This is a genomic window from Bradyrhizobium sp. 17 (genome assembly GCF_023073515.1).
Taxonomy (GTDB): Bacteria; Pseudomonadota; Alphaproteobacteria; order Rhizobiales; family Xanthobacteraceae; genus Bradyrhizobium; species Bradyrhizobium canariense_D.
Window position 1 is genome coordinate 144405 of the sequence record NZ_JADPJQ010000119.1, and the last position, 18776, is coordinate 163180.

Below are 18776 nucleotides of genomic sequence, written 5' to 3' on the forward strand. Positions count from 1 at the left end.
GTTTACCCCTGATCCGCTTCCGTGACGAGCGCCAGCTTCTTGAAGCCTGCGCCGGACAACTGGCCCATGACCTTGGCCACCGTCCCGTAATCCGCCTTCTTGTCGGCACGCAAATAGATGCGTTCCTCGAGCCCGCCGCGCGCGTCCGTGATCGCCTTCAGCTTGGGGATCAGTTCGTTGATCGCGATCTCGGCGTCGTTGATGAACACCTTGCCCTTGATGTCCACCGACATCTGGATCGGCTTCTGGTCGTTGTTTTCGAGGCTCTTGGCCTGGGTCTGCGGCAGGTCGAGCGGCACGCCGACCGTCAACATCGGCGCCGAGACCATGAAGATGATGAGCAGCACCAGCATCACGTCCACCATCGGCGTGACGTTGATTTCGGCCACGACCGGCTTGCGCCGGCCACGGCGCCCACCGCCTCCGGACGAACTCGCAACGTTCATGCCCATGGTCTGGTGCCCAAATTGCCCTTCACACTATACATGCCGTCCGTCAGCCCCGCTCGTCGATCTGGCGCGACAGGATGGCTGAAAATTCATCGGCGAAGCCTTCGAGCCGCTGGGCCTGCCGGTTCACCTCGGAGGTGAACTTATTGTAGAAAATAGTGGCAGGAATGGCGGCGATAAGGCCGACGGCGGTCGCAAACAGCGCCTCCGCGATGCCAGGGGCCACCACCGCCAAAGAGGTGTTTTTCGACGCCGCGATCGACTGGAAGCTCGACATGATGCCCCAGACGGTGCCGAACAGGCCGACGAAGGGGCCTGCGGAGCCGACGGTGGCGAGCACCAGCAGCCGGCGTTCCAGCCGCTCGACCTCGCGGGCGATCGAGACATTCATGACCTTGTCGATGCGCATCTGAAGGCCTGCGACCGAGCGGGCCTGGCTCTCGAACGAACGCTTCCACTCGCGCATCGCGGCGACGAAGCAGGCCGCCATGGAATGTGTCGGCTTGGCCGAGAGCGTGCGATAGAGGTCCTCGATCGACTCGCCGGACCAGAAAGCCTGCTCGAAACGGTCCATCGAGCGGCGGGTGCGGGCAAACAGGAAGATCTTGTCGATGGCGATCGCCCAGACCCAGACCGAGCAGGCGAGAAGCCCCAGCATCACCGCTTTCACGATCCAGTGAGCCTGCCAGAACAGCGCGATCAGCGACACGTCCGCGGAAGCGGCAACCGGAAGGGCTGACTGAGCCACGTCGGCCGGATTCATAAGCAGTATCCTCTCAAGGCGATCGTTACCTGATGTCCCGACCTAATGTCCCGGCCAGCAAATGGCCGCCGGTTCCCCAATAGCCGCGCTAGAACCGGCGCGGCCGGCAAGCCCGCTCAAAGCCTTGTCTTTCTGGGGTGCAGGGCTCGTCCAAAGCCGGCCGCCTGCATTCCCTGCCAAGATGTCAAAACTATGGGCCCGACCCCAAGGCTCAGACTTCAGGCTTTGGGCGCGCGATTGTCCGCAATTACCAGAGCCCGGCGATGGTTAATGCTGGGTTACCGCAGACGAATTTGAGTGCGGGAAAGGGAGGTCGCACAGGGGGATGGGAGGCGCGGCGGGCGGGCCGTGTTCCCGACGGGACGGTGCGCTGCGCCCGGGACAGCAGAGTTCCGCTTTCCCGTGCGCATCAGGAGCGGAGCCCGCTATCCCGGTCAGAGGAACCAGCCTCCGTCCGAAAAATTGTCTGGAAAATCACTTCTCGCGAGGTTTTGCCATGAGCATCAACCCCAAGACGACCGCCGCGGTCGGCGATCATCCGCTCCACCCCATGATCATCCCGTTCCCCGTCGCCTTCCTGGTCGGCGCGCCCATCGCCGATCTCGCCTTCATCGGCACCGGTGACGGCTTTTGGGCCAGAGCCGCGATCTGGCTGATCGGCGCCGGTATTGTGATGGCGCTCGTTGCGGCCGTGGCCGGCTTCACCGACTTCTTCAGCGACGCCCGCATCCGCAGCCTCAATGACGCCTGGTATCACATGATCGGCAATCTCGTAGCCGTCGTGCTGGCCCTGATCAATTTCTACCTCCGCTACGCGCAAGGCGCGGAAGCTGCAATCAAGCCGTGGGGCGTGGCGCTGTCCCTAGTCGTGGTCGGCATTCTGCTTTTCACGGGCTGGAAGGGCTGGGAGTTGGTCTACCGGCATCACGTCGCGGTGCTGGACGCGCCGGGCCAGACCAGTTCGGAGCCGGTCAGCCCGCGTCATGGCGGCGAGAGCCGCCGCCGCGCCGCGTGAACGAGGAGCACGTCGCCTGATGACGTGACGGCGAGTCAGGCCGCGGAAGCGGGCTCTGGGCAATTGGTCAGCCGCGCCGGATTGCCGATTGCGGTGCAGCCCCGGGGCACGTCGCTCGTCACGACGGTGTCGGCGCCGATCTTTGCAAAATCGCCGATTCTGACGTTGCCGAGAATTGTCGCGCCGGAGCCGATGAACACGCCGCGACCAATGCGAGGCGAGCGCGCCGGCAGTTCCGTGCCACGACCGATGCTGACGTTCTGAAGGATGGTGGCCTCGTCGCCGATCACCACATCGGCACCGATCACGATGCCGGTGGCGTGGTCGAGATACACCGACGATCCCAAGCTCGCCGCCGGATGAATGCTGACCTGCAGGACGTTCGACGCCTCGTTCTGAAACAGCAGCGCCGCGTCACCATGGTCGTGATGCCAGAGCCAGTTCGAGACGCGCCACGCCTGCAAGGCGACGTAGCCCTTCAAGTGCAGCAGCGGCGCCAACACTCCGCTGATGGCGGGATCGCCAAGCACGATGGCCTGCAAGTCGCGGCCGGCCGCCTCGATCAGATCCGGCTGACCATTGAAGGCGTCGCGGGAAAATGTCGTGAAGCGCGCGCGTTCGACCTCGCTGTCGCCAAGCCGGCGTCCGATCAGGTCGGACAGTGCGGCGGTAAAATCGTCATGGACGAGGATGAGTCCGACAAGAGCCTTGCCGAATATGGCGTCGGCTGCCGCGGTGCGCTGCGCCTCGTCGCGGATCTTCTGCCAGAGGGTTTCGCTCGCCATCATCGCCGCTTCCGCCATCGTTGCTGCCTGCGGTATTTTGACGCTTCCTTTTCACTGTCGGCTATAGGCCGTCGGCAGCCCGCGCGCCACGCACCCCGTGAGGCTACGAGCTTGCATGCCAAGCAGTCGGGATCATATATATGGAGGCAGCCGAGTTCCGCCCGTAGCTATGGTCTCAGGTTCGTGCTGCCGCGCTGGCCCGGGTTGCTCAGGCAAAGCATCTCGTTCAAAGCCCCGCAGTGGTCCGCCATCCCCGGGATTGTCGCACACAGCGGCCCTCAGTGCTGCCGAAGCGAATCCCGAATCCCCGTCCTCCAAGGTCACGCCAATACATGTCGCCCAACGCCCCCGCTGACGACCAACACGACGACATCATGTATCCCTCCGCCCTGCCGTTCCTGCTGGTCCATCTCGGCTGCATTGCTGCGATCTGGACCGGCGTTACCTGGCAGGCCATCGCGATCTGCGCCTCACTCTATGTCGTCCGTATGTTTGCGATCGGAGCAGGCTACCACCGCTATTTCTCCCATCGGGCTTTTGCGACCGGTCGAGTGTTTCAGTTCATCCTGGCCTGGCTTGCGCAAAGCACCGCGCAGAAAAGCGTTTTGTGGTGGGCGGCCAAGCATCGACATCATCATCTGCATTCCGATACCGAAGACGACGTGCATTCGCCGCGTCATCGAGGCTTCCTCTACAGTCATCTCGGCTGGATTTTTTACAGGGAGCACGATGGCACCGACCTCGTGAAAGTCGGAGATTTCGCCGCCTATCCGGAGTTGATGTGGCTGCATCGCCTGGAACTCCTGCCAGCCGTCACGCTGGCTGCGCTCTGCTTCCTGGTTGGCGGATGGTCCGGTCTCGTCGTCGGCTTCCTGTGGAGCACCGTGCTGGTCTATCACGCGACCTTCTGCATCAATTCCCTCGCCCACGTGCATGGACGCAAGCGGTACGTGACCGGCGATGATTCACGCAACAATTGGCTGCTGGCCTTGTTCACTCTCGGTGAGGGCTGGCACAACAATCACCACGCCTACCAGAGCAGCGTGCGGCAGGGTTTTCGCTGGTGGGAAATCGACGTCACCTATTACATCCTGAAGGTGCTGTCCTGGTTCGGCATCGTCTGGAACATGAAGTCGCCACCCGAGCAGGTGCTGCGCAACGAGCAGCCGCTTGGCGCACGCGTCATCAACCGGGCGGCCCGCGAGCTTGCCGGACGGTTCGATGCGCAGACCCTGGCGCATGCGATTTCGTCGGCGCTCCGCCGAGCCGATTTGGCCCAGTTGCAACTGCCGACGCTGCACGACATCCTGAGTCGCGCGCACGAAGGTGTCGATGCACTGACGCATCTGCATTTGCCGAAGATTCCGACCCGCGACGAGTTTCTCGCCGAGGCCAAGGCGATGTTTGCGCGAACGCGATCACTGAACGAGATCGTGGACTATGCCTACGAACACTTCCTGGAGTCGGTTCGCGCGCAGCTCGCCACGGCGCGCTGACCAAGTCTCTCTGGACCAGGACTTTCCAGATCAAGACTTTTCCAAACCAAGGCAATCCGGACGGTCGCGGCAGCCTGACGCGCATTCCCAAAATCAAACCGCCCGCCTGCGGGTTGCGCAGGCGGGCGGCTCGGGGCCATCAGGACTTTGGGGGCATGCGCCTGACGGCTTTGAGAGGCGTCAGTCCCGAGATCAAGCTTGAGATCAACCTTGCTGCTGGTCGGTCGGCGGCGGGGTCGGGCGTGTCTTGTGTTGCGCCATGAACTGGTCGAACTCTTCCTTGTCCTTGGCGTGACGCAGACGGTCGAGGAAGTTCTTGAACTCGACCTGCTCCTCCTCGAGCCGCTGCAATGTCTCGGTGCGGTACTCGTCAAAGGCGCGGTTGCCGCTCGAGGGCGGACCGAAGCCAAAGCCGAAACCGTGGCGCTCCATGCGGCCGCGCATACGATCCATCTTGTACTGCATCCGCTCCATCTTGTTCTGCCAGCGATCCTGGTTGCTCCAGCACGACATTCTTCTGCTCCCGAGTGTGAAAAAGAGAAGGGCAAGTCCGATCGGCCACCAGATGATGAAGCCGAGGATGGTCACGGCGATCCAGCCGGGATGCCAGGGCGTATTGAGCATGTGGGGGCGCTCGTATTGTTGGTCCGAAGGGCCGCGCCATCGATTGACATCAGCGGTGTAGGCCATTTCCCTCTCCATGACGGCATCAGCGCCGTTGTGAATGTAAATAACATTTACATAGGTAGATCATCCCGCGGTTTTGTCAAGCCGACCGCCTGACAGGGCGGGGCAATTATTTGGGTAACTTTATTTCGGCTTGCCCCAGGGACCACCGGGCGGCACGCCTGAACCGGAGGATGCCTCCGGCGGCACCGGCGGCGGCTCGGCGCTTTTCGCCGGGGGACGGCGATCGGTCGGGAAGCCGAGACCGCGCAGATAGATCAGCACCTCAGCTTCGAGCAGCTCGTCCGGCGACATCGGCAGCTTTCGACGCGCGGCGTCACCGCGGGAGAACAGCGAGGCCACGCCATGCGCCATGGACCAGATGTGCAGCGCCATCATCATCGCCGGCGGCCGCGGCGTGCCCGGCGGCGCCAGCGCGGCAAGCCGCTCCGCCGCGGCACGAATGATGTTGAAAGCACGCTCGCTGGCCGCCTGGAGCGCCGGATTGGCATCCACCGGGAGGCCAGATTCGAACATCGCGTTGTAGAACGCGGGCTCCTCGCGGGCGAAGGCGAGATAGGCCCTGCCGACACGCTCGAACGCCGTGACGGTGTCGGGCCGTCCGTCGTCCCAAGCCGCGGTCAGGCGCGATTCAAACTGCTCGAAGCCGCGCTGCGCGATCGAGGACAGCAGTTCTTCACGGTCGCGAAAATGCCGGTACGGCGCCGCCGCACTGACGCCGGCCATGCGCGCGGCATCGGCAAAGGTGAAGCCGGCCGCGCCCTTCTCGGCGATCAATCCGAGGGCGGCCTGCAACAGGGCTTCCTTCAGATTGCCGTGGTGATAGCCGCGCTCGGCGCGGCGCGTCTCCTTGCGCCAGCTCATGTGAACGACCTTTACATGAGCCGGCGGTGAAGGTCACTAGCGGCGACGGGTTGATCAGCCCGTATTCTTCCCGGTCCGGCGAGGCGGCCCGAGATCCTAGCCGCTAGGGATCGGCAGCACCGGCATGATCTCGACGCGTTCGCCGGGGAAGATCGTGAAGTGCGGGTGGTTCTCGAACATCTTCGCCGCGGCTTCATGGGACGCTGCGCGCACCACGGTGAAGGCGCCCATCTCGTTGGCGATGTCGGCGATGCCCTTGCCGTCGACCTTCTTGGTCTTGCCGAGCGGGCCGCCCATGGCCTCGATCGCGCCCTGGTGCTTTTCGACCCAGCCTTTCCACGCCGCCATGCCCTCCTGCTCTTTCGCCTTGCGCTCGGCCTCGGGCATCGCATTCCATGCGGTCCATTTGGAACTGGTCTTGCTGCCGAGGAAAACGGCGAGATAGGTGTCGGTGCTCATCGGTTCTCTCCTTTGGTGATGGATAGACGAAGCTGCGGCTATTTCTTCAGGTCGCCGAAACCGGCGGCCTCCCGCACGTCAGGCGGGAAGTCGCTCATCTCCTGCACCTGACGGATCTCGATGATTTCGTTCGGTGCGGCCGGACACCGCCTGGCCCAGGCGATCGCCTCGGCACGCGAGGCAACCTCGATCATCCAGTAGCCGCCCAGGACCTCCTTGGCCTCGGCGAACGGACCATCGGTCACGATGGGCTTGCCGGCCGCAAACGAGACGCGCGCGCCCATCGAGGGCGGGTGCAGGCCGTCGAGCGTGATCAGCACGCCGGCGTCCTTCAGCGCCTCGTTGTAGCGCATCATCGCAGCGACCCGCTCGGGATCGAGTTGAACGTCGGGCGCCGCGGTCTCGTAGCCGAGCGGGATCATCAGCATCATGAATCGCATGAGCACTCCTTGCGTGCTTTTTCGTTCGGGTTGCGCGCCGAGGCGCCACTCCGGATGGGCGGAGCGACGGCCCGGGCCGCCCACCCTCACCTCCAAGACGAAGGAACCTTGACGAAACCGACAGGTGACGAAAATTATTCTGGCGATTATTGGCTGGCCCTAGCGCGCCTGCGGCAGGAAACGCCCGTCCTGCCGGGCAGCGCCGAAATAGACGTCGATGCAGCGAATCTTGCCGCCGGCGAAGGTGAAGAACTCGGTGTTGCGAAAGCTCCTGCCATCTGTCGCCAGGCAGAGATAGGTGACGAAGGCCTCGTCGCCTTGGACGAAAATCCGCTCGATGTCGTGCCGCGCAATCCAGCCGGTGTCCCTCCAGCAACGCTCGAAATAAGCCGCCTTGTCGAGATCGTCGTCGAACGGGCTGGTGAAGCGAAAATCGTCCGCCAACGCGTCGGCGACCCGTTGCCGGTCGTTGCCGAGATAAGCGGCGAAAAGGTCTCGAATCTGGCGCTCGTGGTTGGACATTGCGGATCTCCCTGGCAATGATCCCCTGGAAGACGATCCATCGAGGACCGTCCCGACATCGTGCCTTCGAGTTAAGGCCTTCCTCGTCGGGACGAAAGCGAAGTAAAAAGAGGCTCGCGTTTGCGCGACCCAATCTTTCATAAGGACCGATCAGCCAATGCCCCCTACCCCGCACCGCGTTGCCCTCGTCACCGGAGCCGCGCGTGGCATCGGGCTTGCGACCGCGAAGAAGTTTTTGAGCGAGGGCTGGCGGGTGGCGTTGATCGACATCGAGGGCGAGTTGCTCGGCTGCGCGGTCGCCGAGATCGGCCGGGACGAGGCCACGCTGGCGTTGACCTGCGACGTCTCGGACGCAGCCGCGGTTGCCGCCGCGATGACGACGGTCGAACAGCGGTTTGGCCGGCTCGATGCGCTCGTCAATAATGCCGGCGTTGCCGTGTTCGCGCCGCTGATGGAGACGTCGGAGACCGATTGGCGGCGCGTGCTCGAGGTCAACCTCACCGGCCCGTTCCTCTGCACCAAGGCGGCGGTGCCGCTGATGCGCGACGGCAATGGCGGCGCCATCGTCAACATCACCTCGATCTCGGCAGTGCGCGCCTCGACGCTGCGCTCGGCCTACGGCACCAGCAAGGCCGGCCTCGCGCACCTTACCAAGCAGCTCGCGGTTGAGCTCGCGTCCCTCAACATCCGCGTCAACGCGGTCGCGCCGGGACCGGTCGACACCGCGATGGCGAAGCAGGTGCACACCAGCGAGATCCGCGCCGATTATCACGACGCCATTCCGCTCAACCGCTACGGCCTGGAAGAGGAACTCGCCGAAGCCATCTACTTCCTGTGCTCGGAACGATCGAGCTACATCACCGGACAAATTTTGGCCGTCGATGGCGGCTTCGATGCGGCAGGCATCGGCCTGCCGACGCTGCGCGGCGAGCGGAGGAACGGGTAGGCACCGCGTAGGTTGGCCTAGCGAAGCGTTACCACCTCTTCTCGTCGGCCTATCCTACGGACTCGAATTCGCGGAGGCTTCATGCGGCGCGTCACCTTTCTCAGGGCCCTGATCCTCGCATCCGCGCTGCTCGCCGCCACACCTGCCTCGGCCGAAATCCGCATCATCCAGTCGCCCGGTGGACAGGTCGGGCCGTTCCTCGATTTGTTCGAGAAGGTGCGCGAGAGCGGCGAGCGCGTGGTGATCGACGGTCCCTGCCTGTCCGCCTGCACACTGGTACTGAGCATCGTGCCGGGCGAGCGGATTTGTGTGACAAAACGCGCCGTGCTCGGCTTCCATGCGGCGCGCTCGGTCGATCGGCGCGGACGCTTCTACGCCGAGCCGGAAGCATCCGATGCGGTGCTTGCGGCCTATCCCGGCCCGGTGCGCGACTGGATCAGTCGCCGCGGCGGCCTCTCGTCGCGGTTGCTTCTGCTGAAGGGACGCGACCTCGCCGCGATCTATCCGCGCTGCCGGTGATGATCGACGGACGCGAGTGCCCGGCAAAATTGCGCCGGTCACCTGCTTCGAGAGCTCTAGTAAAAACTCTGGATCAACTCGGTCAATTCCATGCTCGCGCAGATGAGCATACCCCAAAGTGCAAAGTTGATCTGCAGCGCCGCCGCCATCGGTCGCTCCCCTTCCAAGTCCGCCCGCCCCAGTTTTTAGAATTTATGACGGAATAAATAACGATTCTGTCCCGGAGTTCACAGCCTAATATTGCGCCAGTTGTTGTGCGATGCGGTCCGCATCATTTCACGAAGCGGCCTCACTGCTCTCGCAATGTGGTGCGACAGCAGAATTCATATTCGGCCATGTCGGCCACGCGTTTCCCTTAGGTTCCATTTGAGCGGTGCGACGCAAGCTTCGGTAAGCGGACTTGGCGCGTCGCATACAACACCCAAGGGTCCGGCATGATCCGACACGGCTTCGTCTTGCTCACTTTTTGCGCAACGCTCATGGGATGCGTGGTCGCGCCTGCGCAGGATCGCCGTCCGATCGCATGGGACGGCCTCGGTCAGGATCCGAACCGTCCCTCCGGCATCAAGCGTCGCGTGGCGACCCAAGCTCCCGCGGCGAGTGATCCGAATCAGGAGCGGGAGAGAGTCCTCGGCACCTTGCGCCCGTACTCCCCGGCGTGGTGGGCAATCCATGACGAAATCGAAGCGGAGAATGACAGGCAGCTCGGGACAAAGCTCGTGATCTGTCCGCGCTGCGTTCCCTCCTCCCAGCCACCGAGCAATGACGTGACCGGATCGATCCGCTGAGGGGCACGCGGTCGACGCGACGTCCTCATGGGCGCCCCTCTCCCGCATCGTAGAGGAGAGGGGATCGCCGTTCAGCGCGTCAGGCGATCGCGCCTGTCACATTTCCTCGGCCGGGCAGTTCACCATCCAGGGAATGCCGAACTTGTCGACGCACATGCCAAAACCCTTGGCCCAGAACGTCTTGCTGAAGGGCATGGTGACGTTGCCCCCATCGGCGAGCGCGTTGAACTTGCGCTCGCCCTCCGCCGGGTCCGCGACCGTGAGCGAGATCGAAAAGCCCTGCGGCTTGTGAAAATGTTCGCTTGGTGCGTCGGAGGCCATCAGCACGCTGCCGTCGGGCAGCGACATCCGCGCATGCATGATCGTCTTCTCGCGGCCGGGCGCCGCAGCCATGTCCGGCGGTGCGTCCGAAGAACGCATCATGGCGTCGATCTTGCCGCCGAGAACCTTGGCGTAATAATTGAACGCCGCTTCGCAGGTGTCCTGATAGAACAGATAGGGATTGAGCATCGTTTCTCTCCTTTTTGCTTTGGTTCGGGGTGACGGCGCTACTTCTCGGTGAGCTTCTTCAGGCTGGCCAAGCCCGCCTCGAAATCCTTGCCGATCATGTTGTCCATGTTGACGAACACCTGCATGACTTTGGACAGGAACGGGGCCGGACCGGACATCGCCCACGTGACCAGTGTGGCATCGCCTTGCGGCACAAAGGTGAACTCGGCGGTGTTGTGGCCTTCGAAAGGCCGCTCGAAATCGAGCTTGATGCGTAGTTTTGACGACGCACTCGCCTCGAGGATCTCCATATGGCCGGCGCCGACATTGTTGTTGCCGTCCCAGGCATAGGTCGCGCCCTTGCCTTGCGCGGTGCCGCCAAACGCCCGCTTCATCGCAGGATCGCGGTTCTCGTAGGGGGACCAGGCCGTCCAGCGATGGAAATCGGCAACCAAGGGATAGACTGCATTGGCCGGCGCTTTCACGGCGAGGCTGCGCTCGACGCGGAATGTGTCGGGCTTCGTCAGGGCAAAGCCGAGCACGCCCACGATTCCGACCGCGAGCAGGATGGCGATGACGGCAATGGCTTTCAGCATGAATGGCTCCCTGGATACGCTCCTAGGACGAAGGGAGGGGACCGGGCCCGACAAGGCGAAGCGGAAAAATTTGTTATGCCCCAGGCAGGCGCTCCCTACTTCACCTTTGCGCCTTCGACCTTAGCGTCTTGCCTGGCGCCGCCATTGGCGCCCTTGGGCTGGCTGTCCCGGATCAGGCGATCGAGATGCATGCGGATGTGAGCGGCTTCTGCGGACGTGTTGGCGAGGGCGATGGCGCGGTCGAAGGCGATGCGGGCTTCGTCGTTGCGGCCGAGCTGCATCAGGAAGGCGCCGCGCACGCCATAGAAATGGAAGTAGTTGGCAAGCTTTGGCGCCAGCGGCTCGATCAGGTCGAGCGCGGCTTGCGGTCCGCGCACCTTGGAAACCGCGACCGCGCGGTTGAGCGTCACCACCGGCGAGGGCTGCACCACCTCCAGCGCACCATAGAGCAGGTCGATCTGCGCCCAGTCGGTCTCCTCAGGCGTGGAGGCGCGGGCATGCAGCGCAGCAATCGCGGCCTGGATCTGGTAGGGCCCGCTGCGGCGATGGCGTATCGCCTTGTCGATCAGCGCGAGGCCTTCCGCGATCATCGTGCCGTTCCACAGCGAACGATCCTGGTCGTCCAGCAGGATCAGCGAGCCATCCGCGGCAAAGCGCGAGGCACTGCGCGCATGCTGCAACAAGATGAGCGCCGTGAGTCCCATGATCTCCGGCTCGCTCTGGAACAGCCGCAGCAGCAGCCGCGCCAGCCGGATCGCTTCCTCGCACAGCGGCTTTCTGATTTCGGCGGTGTCGCCGCTCGCCGAATAGCCCTCGTTGAAGATCAAATAGATCATCGCCGCGACAACGGCGAGCCGCTCCGAGCGCTCGACCGCGCCCGGCGTTTCAAACGGCGTCCCGGCCTCCGCGACCTTGGCCTTGGCACGCGTGATGCGCTGCTCCATCGCCGCTTCCGACACCAGGAAGGCGCGCGCGATCTGCTTCACCGTCAGGCCGCAGACGATGCGGAGCGCCAGCGCGATCTGCTGCGTTGCCGGCAGCCCTGGATGGCAGCAGATGAACATCAGCCGCAAGATGTCGTCGCGGTAGTGCGAGCCGTCGAGCCGCTCGGCGAGCGCGCCCTCGGCGTCGTCGAGATCGGAGATCGCCTGGTCGTCCTCCGGCAGCGGCTGCTGCTTGCGGGTGCGGCGCACCTCGTCGATGGCAACGTTGCGGCCGACCATGATCAGCCAGGCGGCGGGATCGCGCGGCGGTCCGTTCTGCGGCCAGGTCTTCAGCGCGCGCAGGCAGGCGTTCTGGAAGGCCTCCTCCGCGGTGTCGAGATCGCGGAAATAGCGCAGCAGCGCGCCGACCGCCTGGGGGCGCGCCGAGGTCAGCGCGGTCTCGATCCAGGCGGTATCGGCTTCGCTCATTTCAGATTCCCTCCGGGACTGAACACGCCGACGGGGCGCACCTCGTAGGCGCCGCCGGGATTGGCGGCACCGAGGTCGCGGGCGACATCGAGTGCGTCATCGAGATTCTTGCAATCCACGATATAGAAGCCGAGCAACTGCTCCTTGGTCTCAGCGTAGGGGCCGTCGAGCACCAGTGGCGGGTTCTCCTTGCGCAGCGTCGCTGCCGCAGTGGTCGGCAGCAGCCGCGCCACCGGGCCGAGCCTGCCCTGCTTCGCGAGACCTTCCTGCACCACGGCGAGCTTCTTCATCACGGTCTCGTCCTGGTCCTTGCTCCATGAGCCGACGAAGTCCTCGTCGTGATAGCAAAGGATCGCATAAAGCATGGGCAGTACCTTCTCTGAGCGCTTGTTTTGAAGACGATCCAGTATGCCTTGCCCCGACATGGCTGCGGAAAAAAATTGCAAGAAAAATCCGGCAGATCGTGCCAAGGAGGGCCTTCAAAAGCGGAACTTAAAGAGGCACTTCGAATGACCGTTGGCACCCTGGCCGTCCTGATCAACAGCACGCAGCAGAACTGGCTGCCTGAGCGCTGGAAGGCCCGGTTCGACGCCGTCTGCGGCGGCCGCCGCGTGGTGCTGCTGCCCGATGCCGGGCTCGATCCGGCCGAGGTGCATTATGCCGCGGTGTGGAAGCCGGTGCCGGGCGACCTCGGCTCTTTCCCCAATCTGCGTGCGATCTTCAATCTGGGCGCCGGCGTCGACGCGCTGATGGCGGACAAGAGCCTTCCGAACGTGCCGCTGGTGCGCGTGGCCGTGCCTGATCTGACCGGCCGCATGACCGAATACGTCGTGCAGCACGTGCTGATGCACCACCGCCAGGAGCTTTATCTGCGCCAGTCGCAGCGCGAAAAGCGCTGGGAGCCGACCTATCAATGGCCAGCGAGCGCCGTCACGGTGGGTATCATGGGCCTGGGCACGCTCGGTACTGATGCGGCCGATGTGCTGCGGCGGCTTGGTTTCCGCGTCGCCGGCTGGAGCCGCAGCCCGCGTATCATCGCGGGTGTCGAATGTTTCCATGGCGCCGGGCAAATCGACGCGTTCCTGCGCACGACCGATATTCTCGTCAGCCTATTGCCGCTGACGCCTGATACACACGGCATCCTCAACCGCGACGTCTTCACCAAGCTCAACCGCAAGAGCCCGCTCGGTGCGCCCGTGCTGATCAACGCCGGCCGCGGCGGCCTCCAGAATGAAGCCGACATCCTGGCCTGCCTCGACGACGGCACGCTGGGCGCCGCCTCGCTCGACGTCTTCGTACAGGAGCCGCAGCCGGCGGACAGCCGGTTCTGGACCCATCCCAAGGTTTTGCTGACCCCGCACAACGCCGCCGACACCGACGCCGACGCGATCTCGGCCTATGTCGCCGAGCAGATCGCGCGGTTCGAGGCGTGTGGTGTGCTGGAGAACGTGGTGGACCGGACGCGGGGGTATTAGGCCGCACGCCTGAAAAAGGCACGACCGCTCCCTACCCTCCGTGTCGTCCTGGCGAAAGCCAGGACGACACCAGACTTCTTTGGTCACTCCGTCACCCCCGAAGGCACCCGCTCGGCCGGCATCCCGTTCACCCTCTCTTAGCGAGAAGTTGATAGGTCTCCTTAATCAACGCTCAACGAACGAGTCGGACATGCGCTTCACGCTCGGCCTCAGGATGCGGATCACGGTTGCGCTGGCGGTGACGGCGGCGGCGACCGCCCTGTTCGCCGTGCTCGGGGCGATGTGGATCATTTCCGGCATCATCGACCGGGCCGACCAGCGCGAGCTTCGCAGTCATTACGACGCGCTCCAGTCGCGAATTGCCGAGGAATCCCAGCGCGCCGCCGCCATGAGCGCCGTCGTCGCCGCGATGCCGGCAACGCAGGACGCGATGGCCAAACAGGATCGCAATGCCCTGATCAGCCTGTTCGGGCCGGTGTTTGCTGCGACCAAATCGGAGTACGGCGTCGAACAGTTCCAGTTCCACGTGGCGCCCGCGACCTCGTTCCTGCGCGTGCACTAGCCTGCTAAATTTGGCGACGACCTCTCGGGCTTCCGCAAAACCGTGATCATGGCCAACCAGGAGCGCAAGGTCGTGGTCGGCCTCGAGGGCGGCTTGGCTGGGCTCGGCATCCGCGGCGTCGTGCCGATCGCGCAAGGCGGCAAGCATCTCGGCTCAGTGGAGTTTGGCCTGACCTTCGGCCAGTCCTTCCTCGACGATTTCAAGACCAACCGCCATGTCGACATCGCCTTCCATCTCGCGGACGGCGGCGGCTTCAAGCTGTTCGGCGGCACGCTGAAGGGGAAGAGCTTCTTCGATGCGGCCGATTACGGCCGCGCCGCCGGCGGCGACTTCACGGTACGGCAGGCCAAGCTCGACACGACGCCGGTAGCGGCGCTGCTCGGACCGATCAGGGATTTTTCCGGCAAGCCGCTCGGCGCCGTCGAACTGGTGATGGACAATGCCGACTATGTGGCCTCCGCCGACCGTGCCTGGCTGCTGGCATTCGGCATCGCCGCGCTCGGGCTCGTGCTCGCCGCCATCGTCGGCTATCTCATCGCCCGCAGCATCTCGCGCCCGATCATTTCCATCACCAGCGTGATGCGCGAGCTGGCCGACGGACACCTCGATGTCACCGTCCCCGTCAGCAAGGCGAATGACGAGGTCGGCGCGATGGTCAAGGCTGTCGCGGTGTTCCGCGACAACGCCGTCAACTTCAACCGGCTCCAGGCCGAACAGGCCGACACTAAGGCGCAATCCGAAGCGGAGAAGCGACGCGCGTTCGCCGCGCTCGCCGACAATTTCGAAGCCAGCATCCGCGAGGTCGTCACCACGGTCTCCTCGGCCGCGGTCGAGATGGAGAACACGGCGCGCTCGATGTCTGATATCGTCGAGCGGTCGCGGCAGCAGACCGGCACGGTGTCGTCGGCCTCGGCGCTCGCCTCGGAAAATGTGCAGACGGTCGCTGCCGCCGCGGAAGAGCTGTCGTCGTCCATGACCGAGATCAGCCGGCGCCTTGCGCACGCGACCGCGGTGGTCGGCAAAGCCGCGAGCGACGGACGACGGTCGAACGAGCGCGTGCAAAGTCTGGCCGACGCCGCGCAAAAAATCGGCGACGTCGTCTCCTTCATCAGCGGCATCGCCGAGCAGACCAATCTGCTGGCACTCAACGCGACGATCGAGGCGGCGCGCGCGGGCGAAGCCGGCCGCGGCTTTGCGGTGGTCGCCTCCGAGGTGAAGGCGCTGGCAACCCAGACCGCCAAAGCGACCGAGGAGATCGGCGCCCAGGTCACGGCGGTACAAGGCGAGACCACCGGCGCAGTGGACGGCATCCAGTCGATCTGCGCAACGATCCAGGAGGTCGACGAGATCTCCGCCGCGATCGCCGCCGCCGTCGGCCAGCAGGGCACCGCAACGCAGGAGATCGCCCAGAACGTGCAGCAGGCAGCCGCCCGCACCGGCGAGGTCTCGCAAAACATCGCAGGCGTCACCGCCGGCATCGCCGCGACGGGAACAGCAGCGGAGGAGGTGCTGGGCTCCGCGATCGAGCTGTCAAAGCAATCGCAGCGGCTGCGGGACGAGGTGGACCGCTTCCTCGCGCATATTCGCGCGGCGTAGGCGGGCTACAGGGAGGAGCTGCGGCGCGACGGCGGCAACTCCGAATCTTCGCCAAACCAGATTCGGTGGCTAGGGGTCCTGGCTTTCGCCAGGACGACGTTAGCTCGCGCCACGCAACCGCCTAGCTCTTTCGTCCCACCATCACGTCGATCGCTCCCTTCACGATCGCCTCGAGATCCTTCCGCGACACGCGCGCGCGCGAACGAATGGCAATTGAGTGCACGGTCGCTGAAGCGAGCTGCGCCAGCACGGCGGGATCGGCGCTTTCGGGCAATTCGCCTTTCTCCTTGGCGCGGCGGAAGCAACTCGCAAACGCCTTGTCGAGTTCGTTAAGGCCATCGAGCACCATGGCGCGGATGTCGGGATCGCCGACCGCTTCGGAGGCCGCCGTGACCACGGTGAAGCAGCCGCGCGGGCCGGTTGCGCCGGACAGATAGATGTTCAGCGCGGAGGCGAAGATACGCTCCAGCCGCTGGCGCACGGGCATCTCCTGTCGAAAGATCTCCACCATGGATGCGCGCGCGTCCTCACGGTAGCGCTGATAGCTCTTGATGTAGAGCTCGCGCTTGTCGCCGAAGGCGCCATAGAGGCTCGGGCGATTCATGCCGGTGGCTTCGCTGAGATCGTCGAGCGAGGTCGCGGCGAAACCCTGCGTGCGGAACAGGTCGAGCGCCTTGCCGAGCGCGACCTCGGGTTCGTAGGCGCGCGGACGGCCGCGGCGCTTGGGCTCAGTGGCAGCAGCTGGCGGCTTCGATTTTTGTACCATTTCGCAATTTAATCCTTGACCAACTCCATAATATGCAAGACAGTACAAAAATCAATCTGGCCAGGTTGAGCGCCACTCCAAAAGTCACATCGAAGAATTGCCCAAGGAGGCTCAAGATGGATCTTTATTTCTCGCCGCTCGCCTGTTCGATGGCGAGCCGCGTCGCGCTGTATGAAGCCGGCGCCGAAGCCAATTATCTCGAAGTCGATCCGCCGACCAAGACGGTGCTGAGCGACGGCACCGACTTTCGAACCGTGAACCCGATCGGCCTGGTGCCGACACTGCGGACGGACGACGGCGTGGTGCTGACCGAGAACGCCGCGATCCTGCAATATATCGCCGACCGCTTCCCGCAATCGGGTCTCGGAGCCGCAGCGGGCATCGAGCGCACGCGACTGCATCAATGGCTCTGCTTCATCGGCACCGAGCTGCACAAGGGCCTGTTCATCCCGGTGCTCGACCGCAAGGCGCCGCAGGAGACGAAAGCCTACGCGCTGGAGAAGAACCTGTCGCGGCTGGACTATCTCGACAATTACCTGAAGGGGCGCGACTTCCTGCTCGACCAATTCAGCGTCGCCGACGCCTATCTCGTCACGGTCATCAACTGGACCATGGCGACGCCGCCGATCGAGCTCGCCAAATGGCCGAACGTGAAGGCCTATTACGAACGCCTGCGTCAACGGCCCTCGATCGCCAAGGCGATCGCGGAAGAGTTCGAGCTGTACAAGGCCGAGCAGGCGCGGAAGAAGGCCGCGGCGTAAGCTTTGACGATTGAGGCGCGCCGTCCCGGCTGAGCGGCCGGGACGGCGCAATCTATCCGTACAACACCCTCGGCAGGATCGTGACTATGCCGGGCCAGAGCGTCAGCAGCAGCACGAATCCGACCATGATGAGGAGATAGGGCATCGTGACGCGCGCGATGTAGCCGAGGCCGTCGTCGGTCAGGCCTTGGATCACGAACAGGTTGAAGCCGACCGGCGGCGTGATCTGGGCCATCTCGACCGCGAGCACGAGGAAGATGCCGAACCAGATCTCGTCGAAGCCCGCGCCCTTCACGATCGGCAGCACGATCGGCAGCGTCATCACGATCATCGAGAAGCCATCGAGGAAACAGCCGAGGATCAGATAAAAGATAATCAGCACCACGATCAGCATGAACGGCGATAGCCCCAAGCCCTTCACGAAGGCGGCGACTGCCTGCGGGATGCCGAGGAAGGCCGCGGCGTTGCCGAGGATCGAGGCGCCGAGCACGATCAGCGCGATCATCGAACAGGTCACGACCGAGCCGATCAGCACGTCACGCATCACCTGCTGCGACATCGAGCCCTGCGCCCAGGCGACCAGCGCCGCGCCGAACACGCCGACCGCGGCGGCCTCCGACGGCGTCGCCAGCCCGCCATACATCGAGCCGAGCACGCAGGCGATCAGGAACAGCGCCGGCGCGAGGTCCTTGAGCGCCGCAAACCGTTCGCGCCATGGCACTTGCGAGAGCTTGGCTTCCGCCTCCGGCACCATGCCGGGGTTAAGGGTCGTGTGCAGCATCACCCACCCCATGAAGGTGGCGGCCAGCAGCAGTCCGGGCAGCACCCCGGCCGTGAACAGTTTCAGGATCGAGACGTCGCCGAGCACGCCGTAGATGATCATGATGTTGGATGGCGGGATCAAAAAGCCGAGCGTGCCGGCGCCGGCGAGCGAGCCGATCGCGATGTCGCGGGAATAGCCGCGGCGCAGCAGTTCGTTCAGGGACATGCGGCCGATCACCTGCGTCGTCGCCGCCGACGAGCCGGAGATTGCGGCGAAGATGGTGCAGCCGATCACGTTCACATGCAGAAGACGACCCGGCAAAAGCCCCGCCCAGGGCGCGAGCCCCTGGAACAGAGAACGTGACAGACGGGTGCGAAACAGCAACTCGCCCATCAGGATGAACAGCGGCAGCGCCAGCAGTTCCTGCGTCGTCAAGATGTTCCAGGCGTATTGCGGCAGCAGCTTGTCGAGCGGGATTGAGCGGAACATCGCCAGCAGCAGCGTTGCGGTGAGCGCAAGCGTCAGGCCGATCCATACGCCGCATGCCAGAAGCGCAAACAGGATCCCGAAGAGAGCAATGACTTCGATGGTCATGGTATCCGGTGTCTGCTGGCTGGCGCGTG

General features: G+C 64.2%; 21 protein-coding genes and 1 pseudogene. 8 read left to right on the forward strand and 14 right to left on the reverse strand.

The window, feature by feature from the left end; all coding sequences use genetic code 11:
• Positions 1-2: 2 nt before the first annotated feature.
• Entirely contained in the window at positions 3-452 is a 450-nt protein-coding gene (gene tolR, locus IVB13_RS28210) for a protein TolR (RefSeq protein WP_018453789.1), read from the reverse strand.
• Between the two features lie 43 nt (positions 453-495).
• Positions 496-1212, reverse strand: coding sequence for a protein TolQ (tolQ, locus tag IVB13_RS28215; RefSeq protein ID WP_007596319.1), 717 nt, complete (start codon positions 1210-1212; stop codon positions 496-498).
• A gap of 496 nt (positions 1213-1708) precedes the next feature.
• Here tolQ and IVB13_RS28220 point away from each other — a divergent pair, with 496 nt between their 5' ends.
• Positions 1709-2227, forward strand: coding sequence for a DUF2231 domain-containing protein (locus IVB13_RS28220; RefSeq protein ID WP_018453788.1), 519 nt, complete (start codon positions 1709-1711; stop codon positions 2225-2227).
• A 35-nt stretch (positions 2228-2262) separates the two neighbouring features.
• Here IVB13_RS28220 and IVB13_RS28225 read toward each other — a convergent pair whose 3' ends face one another.
• Positions 2263-3030, reverse strand: a complete 768-nt coding sequence (locus IVB13_RS28225) for a serine acetyltransferase (protein ID WP_247294056.1) — start codon at positions 3028-3030, stop codon at positions 2263-2265.
• 314 nt (positions 3031-3344) lie between these two features.
• On the opposite strand from IVB13_RS28225, the gene IVB13_RS28230 reads away from it, so the two are divergent.
• Positions 3345-4508, forward strand: a complete 1164-nt coding sequence (locus IVB13_RS28230; protein WP_018453786.1) for an acyl-CoA desaturase — start codon at positions 3345-3347, stop codon at positions 4506-4508.
• Positions 4509-4712: 204 nt separating this feature from the next.
• On the opposite strand, the gene IVB13_RS28235 is transcribed toward IVB13_RS28230, so the two are convergent.
• The 5 genes from IVB13_RS28235 to IVB13_RS28255 form a co-directional block, all read right to left on the reverse strand.
• Entirely contained in the window at positions 4713-5198 is a 486-nt protein-coding gene (locus IVB13_RS28235; protein ID WP_018453785.1) for a DUF2852 domain-containing protein, read from the reverse strand.
• A 120-nt stretch (positions 5199-5318) separates the two neighbouring features.
• Positions 5319-6059, reverse strand: coding sequence for a TetR/AcrR family transcriptional regulator (locus tag IVB13_RS28240; protein WP_085348908.1), 741 nt, complete (start codon positions 6057-6059; stop codon positions 5319-5321).
• Between the two features lie 96 nt (positions 6060-6155).
• Positions 6156-6518, reverse strand: coding sequence for a YciI family protein (locus tag IVB13_RS28245; RefSeq protein ID WP_018453783.1), 363 nt, complete (start codon positions 6516-6518; stop codon positions 6156-6158).
• Between the two features lie 38 nt (positions 6519-6556).
• Entirely contained in the window at positions 6557-6958 is a 402-nt protein-coding gene (locus IVB13_RS28250; protein ID WP_247294054.1) for a YciI family protein, read from the reverse strand.
• Between the two features lie 159 nt (positions 6959-7117).
• Entirely contained in the window at positions 7118-7480 is a 363-nt protein-coding gene (locus IVB13_RS28255; protein WP_018453781.1) for a nuclear transport factor 2 family protein, read from the reverse strand.
• A gap of 157 nt (positions 7481-7637) precedes the next feature.
• Between IVB13_RS28255 and IVB13_RS28260 the strand changes: the two genes are divergently transcribed.
• The 3 genes from IVB13_RS28260 to IVB13_RS28270 all read left to right on the forward strand — a co-directional run bounded on the left by IVB13_RS28260 (position 7638) and on the right by IVB13_RS28270 (position 9733).
• Positions 7638-8426, forward strand: a complete 789-nt coding sequence (locus IVB13_RS28260; RefSeq protein WP_018453780.1) for an SDR family oxidoreductase — start codon at positions 7638-7640, stop codon at positions 8424-8426.
• 81 nt (positions 8427-8507) lie between these two features.
• On the forward strand, positions 8508-8945 hold the full coding sequence (locus IVB13_RS28265) for a hypothetical protein (protein ID WP_018453779.1): 438 nt from the start codon (positions 8508-8510) through the stop codon (positions 8943-8945).
• Between the two features lie 434 nt (positions 8946-9379).
• Positions 9380-9733, forward strand: a complete 354-nt coding sequence (locus IVB13_RS28270; protein WP_018453777.1) for a hypothetical protein — start codon at positions 9380-9382, stop codon at positions 9731-9733.
• Positions 9734-9829: 96 nt separating this feature from the next.
• Here the strand turns inward: IVB13_RS28270 and IVB13_RS28275 are convergent, their stop codons facing one another.
• From IVB13_RS28275 to IVB13_RS28290, 4 genes are all read right to left on the reverse strand, one after another.
• The gene (locus IVB13_RS28275) at positions 9830-10243 is read right to left on the reverse strand and encodes a VOC family protein (RefSeq protein ID WP_204512222.1); all 414 of its coding nucleotides are present in this window, start codon (positions 10241-10243) and stop codon (positions 9830-9832) included.
• Positions 10244-10281: 38 nt separating this feature from the next.
• The gene (locus tag IVB13_RS28280; RefSeq protein WP_018453775.1) at positions 10282-10818 is read right to left on the reverse strand and encodes an SRPBCC family protein; all 537 of its coding nucleotides are present in this window, start codon (positions 10816-10818) and stop codon (positions 10282-10284) included.
• Positions 10819-10913: 95 nt separating this feature from the next.
• On the reverse strand, positions 10914-12230 hold the full coding sequence (locus tag IVB13_RS28285) for an RNA polymerase sigma factor (RefSeq protein ID WP_018453774.1): 1317 nt from the start codon (positions 12228-12230) through the stop codon (positions 10914-10916).
• Positions 12227-12595 (reverse strand): YciI family protein, encoded by a 369-nt coding sequence (locus IVB13_RS28290; RefSeq protein WP_247490992.1) that lies wholly within the window; start codon positions 12593-12595, stop codon positions 12227-12229. The genes IVB13_RS28285 and IVB13_RS28290 overlap by 4 nt, the downstream gene beginning before the upstream one ends.
• Before the next feature lie 144 nt (positions 12596-12739).
• On the opposite strand from IVB13_RS28290, the gene IVB13_RS28295 reads away from it, so the two are divergent.
• Positions 12740-13705, forward strand: coding sequence for a glyoxylate/hydroxypyruvate reductase A (locus tag IVB13_RS28295; protein WP_018453772.1), 966 nt, complete (start codon positions 12740-12742; stop codon positions 13703-13705).
• 190 nt (positions 13706-13895) lie between these two features.
• Positions 13896-15863: pseudogene (locus IVB13_RS40500) on the forward strand (cache domain-containing protein).
• Positions 15864-15984: 121 nt separating this feature from the next.
• Here IVB13_RS40500 and IVB13_RS28310 read toward each other — a convergent pair.
• Entirely contained in the window at positions 15985-16629 is a 645-nt protein-coding gene (locus IVB13_RS28310) for a TetR/AcrR family transcriptional regulator (protein WP_018453770.1), read from the reverse strand.
• A 116-nt stretch (positions 16630-16745) separates the two neighbouring features.
• On the opposite strand from IVB13_RS28310, the gene IVB13_RS28315 reads away from it, so the two are divergent.
• Positions 16746-17390, forward strand: coding sequence for a glutathione binding-like protein (locus IVB13_RS28315; protein ID WP_018453769.1), 645 nt, complete (start codon positions 16746-16748; stop codon positions 17388-17390).
• A 52-nt stretch (positions 17391-17442) separates the two neighbouring features.
• On the opposite strand, the gene IVB13_RS28320 is transcribed toward IVB13_RS28315, so the two are convergent.
• The gene (locus IVB13_RS28320) at positions 17443-18747 is read right to left on the reverse strand and encodes a TRAP transporter large permease subunit (protein WP_018453768.1); all 1305 of its coding nucleotides are present in this window, start codon (positions 18745-18747) and stop codon (positions 17443-17445) included.
• Positions 18748-18776: the final 29 nt, after the last annotated feature.

Coding starts and splice junctions, on each gene's coding strand:
- tolR (WP_018453789.1), bottom strand. CDS start 452: ATGGGCATGAACGTTGCGAGTTCGTCCGGAGGCGGTGGGCGCCGTGGC.
- tolQ (WP_007596319.1), bottom strand. CDS start 1,212: ATGAATCCGGCCGACGTGGCTCAGTCAGCCCTTCCGGTTGCCGCTTCC.
- IVB13_RS28220 (WP_018453788.1), top strand. CDS start 1,709: ATGAGCATCAACCCCAAGACGACCGCCGCGGTCGGCGATCATCCGCTC.
- IVB13_RS28225 (WP_247294056.1), bottom strand. CDS start 3,030: ATGGCGGAAGCGGCGATGATGGCGAGCGAAACCCTCTGGCAGAAGATC.
- IVB13_RS28230 (WP_018453786.1), top strand. CDS start 3,345: ATGTCGCCCAACGCCCCCGCTGACGACCAACACGACGACATCATGTAT.
- IVB13_RS28235 (WP_018453785.1), bottom strand. CDS start 5,198: ATGGCCTACACCGCTGATGTCAATCGATGGCGCGGCCCTTCGGACCAA.
- IVB13_RS28240 (WP_085348908.1), bottom strand. CDS start 6,059: ATGAGCTGGCGCAAGGAGACGCGCCGCGCCGAGCGCGGCTATCACCAC.
- IVB13_RS28245 (WP_018453783.1), bottom strand. CDS start 6,518: ATGAGCACCGACACCTATCTCGCCGTTTTCCTCGGCAGCAAGACCAGT.
- IVB13_RS28250 (WP_247294054.1), bottom strand. CDS start 6,958: ATGCGATTCATGATGCTGATGATCCCGCTCGGCTACGAGACCGCGGCG.
- IVB13_RS28255 (WP_018453781.1), bottom strand. CDS start 7,480: ATGTCCAACCACGAGCGCCAGATTCGAGACCTTTTCGCCGCTTATCTC.
- IVB13_RS28260 (WP_018453780.1), top strand. CDS start 7,638: ATGCCCCCTACCCCGCACCGCGTTGCCCTCGTCACCGGAGCCGCGCGT.
- IVB13_RS28265 (WP_018453779.1), top strand. CDS start 8,508: ATGCGGCGCGTCACCTTTCTCAGGGCCCTGATCCTCGCATCCGCGCTG.
- IVB13_RS28270 (WP_018453777.1), top strand. CDS start 9,380: ATGATCCGACACGGCTTCGTCTTGCTCACTTTTTGCGCAACGCTCATG.
- IVB13_RS28275 (WP_204512222.1), bottom strand. CDS start 10,243: ATGCTCAATCCCTATCTGTTCTATCAGGACACCTGCGAAGCGGCGTTC.
- IVB13_RS28280 (WP_018453775.1), bottom strand. CDS start 10,818: ATGCTGAAAGCCATTGCCGTCATCGCCATCCTGCTCGCGGTCGGAATC.
- IVB13_RS28285 (WP_018453774.1), bottom strand. CDS start 12,230: ATGAGCGAAGCCGATACCGCCTGGATCGAGACCGCGCTGACCTCGGCG.
- IVB13_RS28290 (WP_247490992.1), bottom strand. CDS start 12,595: ATGCTTTATGCGATCCTTTGCTATCACGACGAGGACTTCGTCGGCTCA.
- IVB13_RS28295 (WP_018453772.1), top strand. CDS start 12,740: ATGACCGTTGGCACCCTGGCCGTCCTGATCAACAGCACGCAGCAGAAC.
- IVB13_RS28310 (WP_018453770.1), bottom strand. CDS start 16,629: ATGGTACAAAAATCGAAGCCGCCAGCTGCTGCCACTGAGCCCAAGCGC.
- IVB13_RS28315 (WP_018453769.1), top strand. CDS start 16,746: ATGGATCTTTATTTCTCGCCGCTCGCCTGTTCGATGGCGAGCCGCGTC.
- IVB13_RS28320 (WP_018453768.1), bottom strand. CDS start 18,747: ATGACCATCGAAGTCATTGCTCTCTTCGGGATCCTGTTTGCGCTTCTG.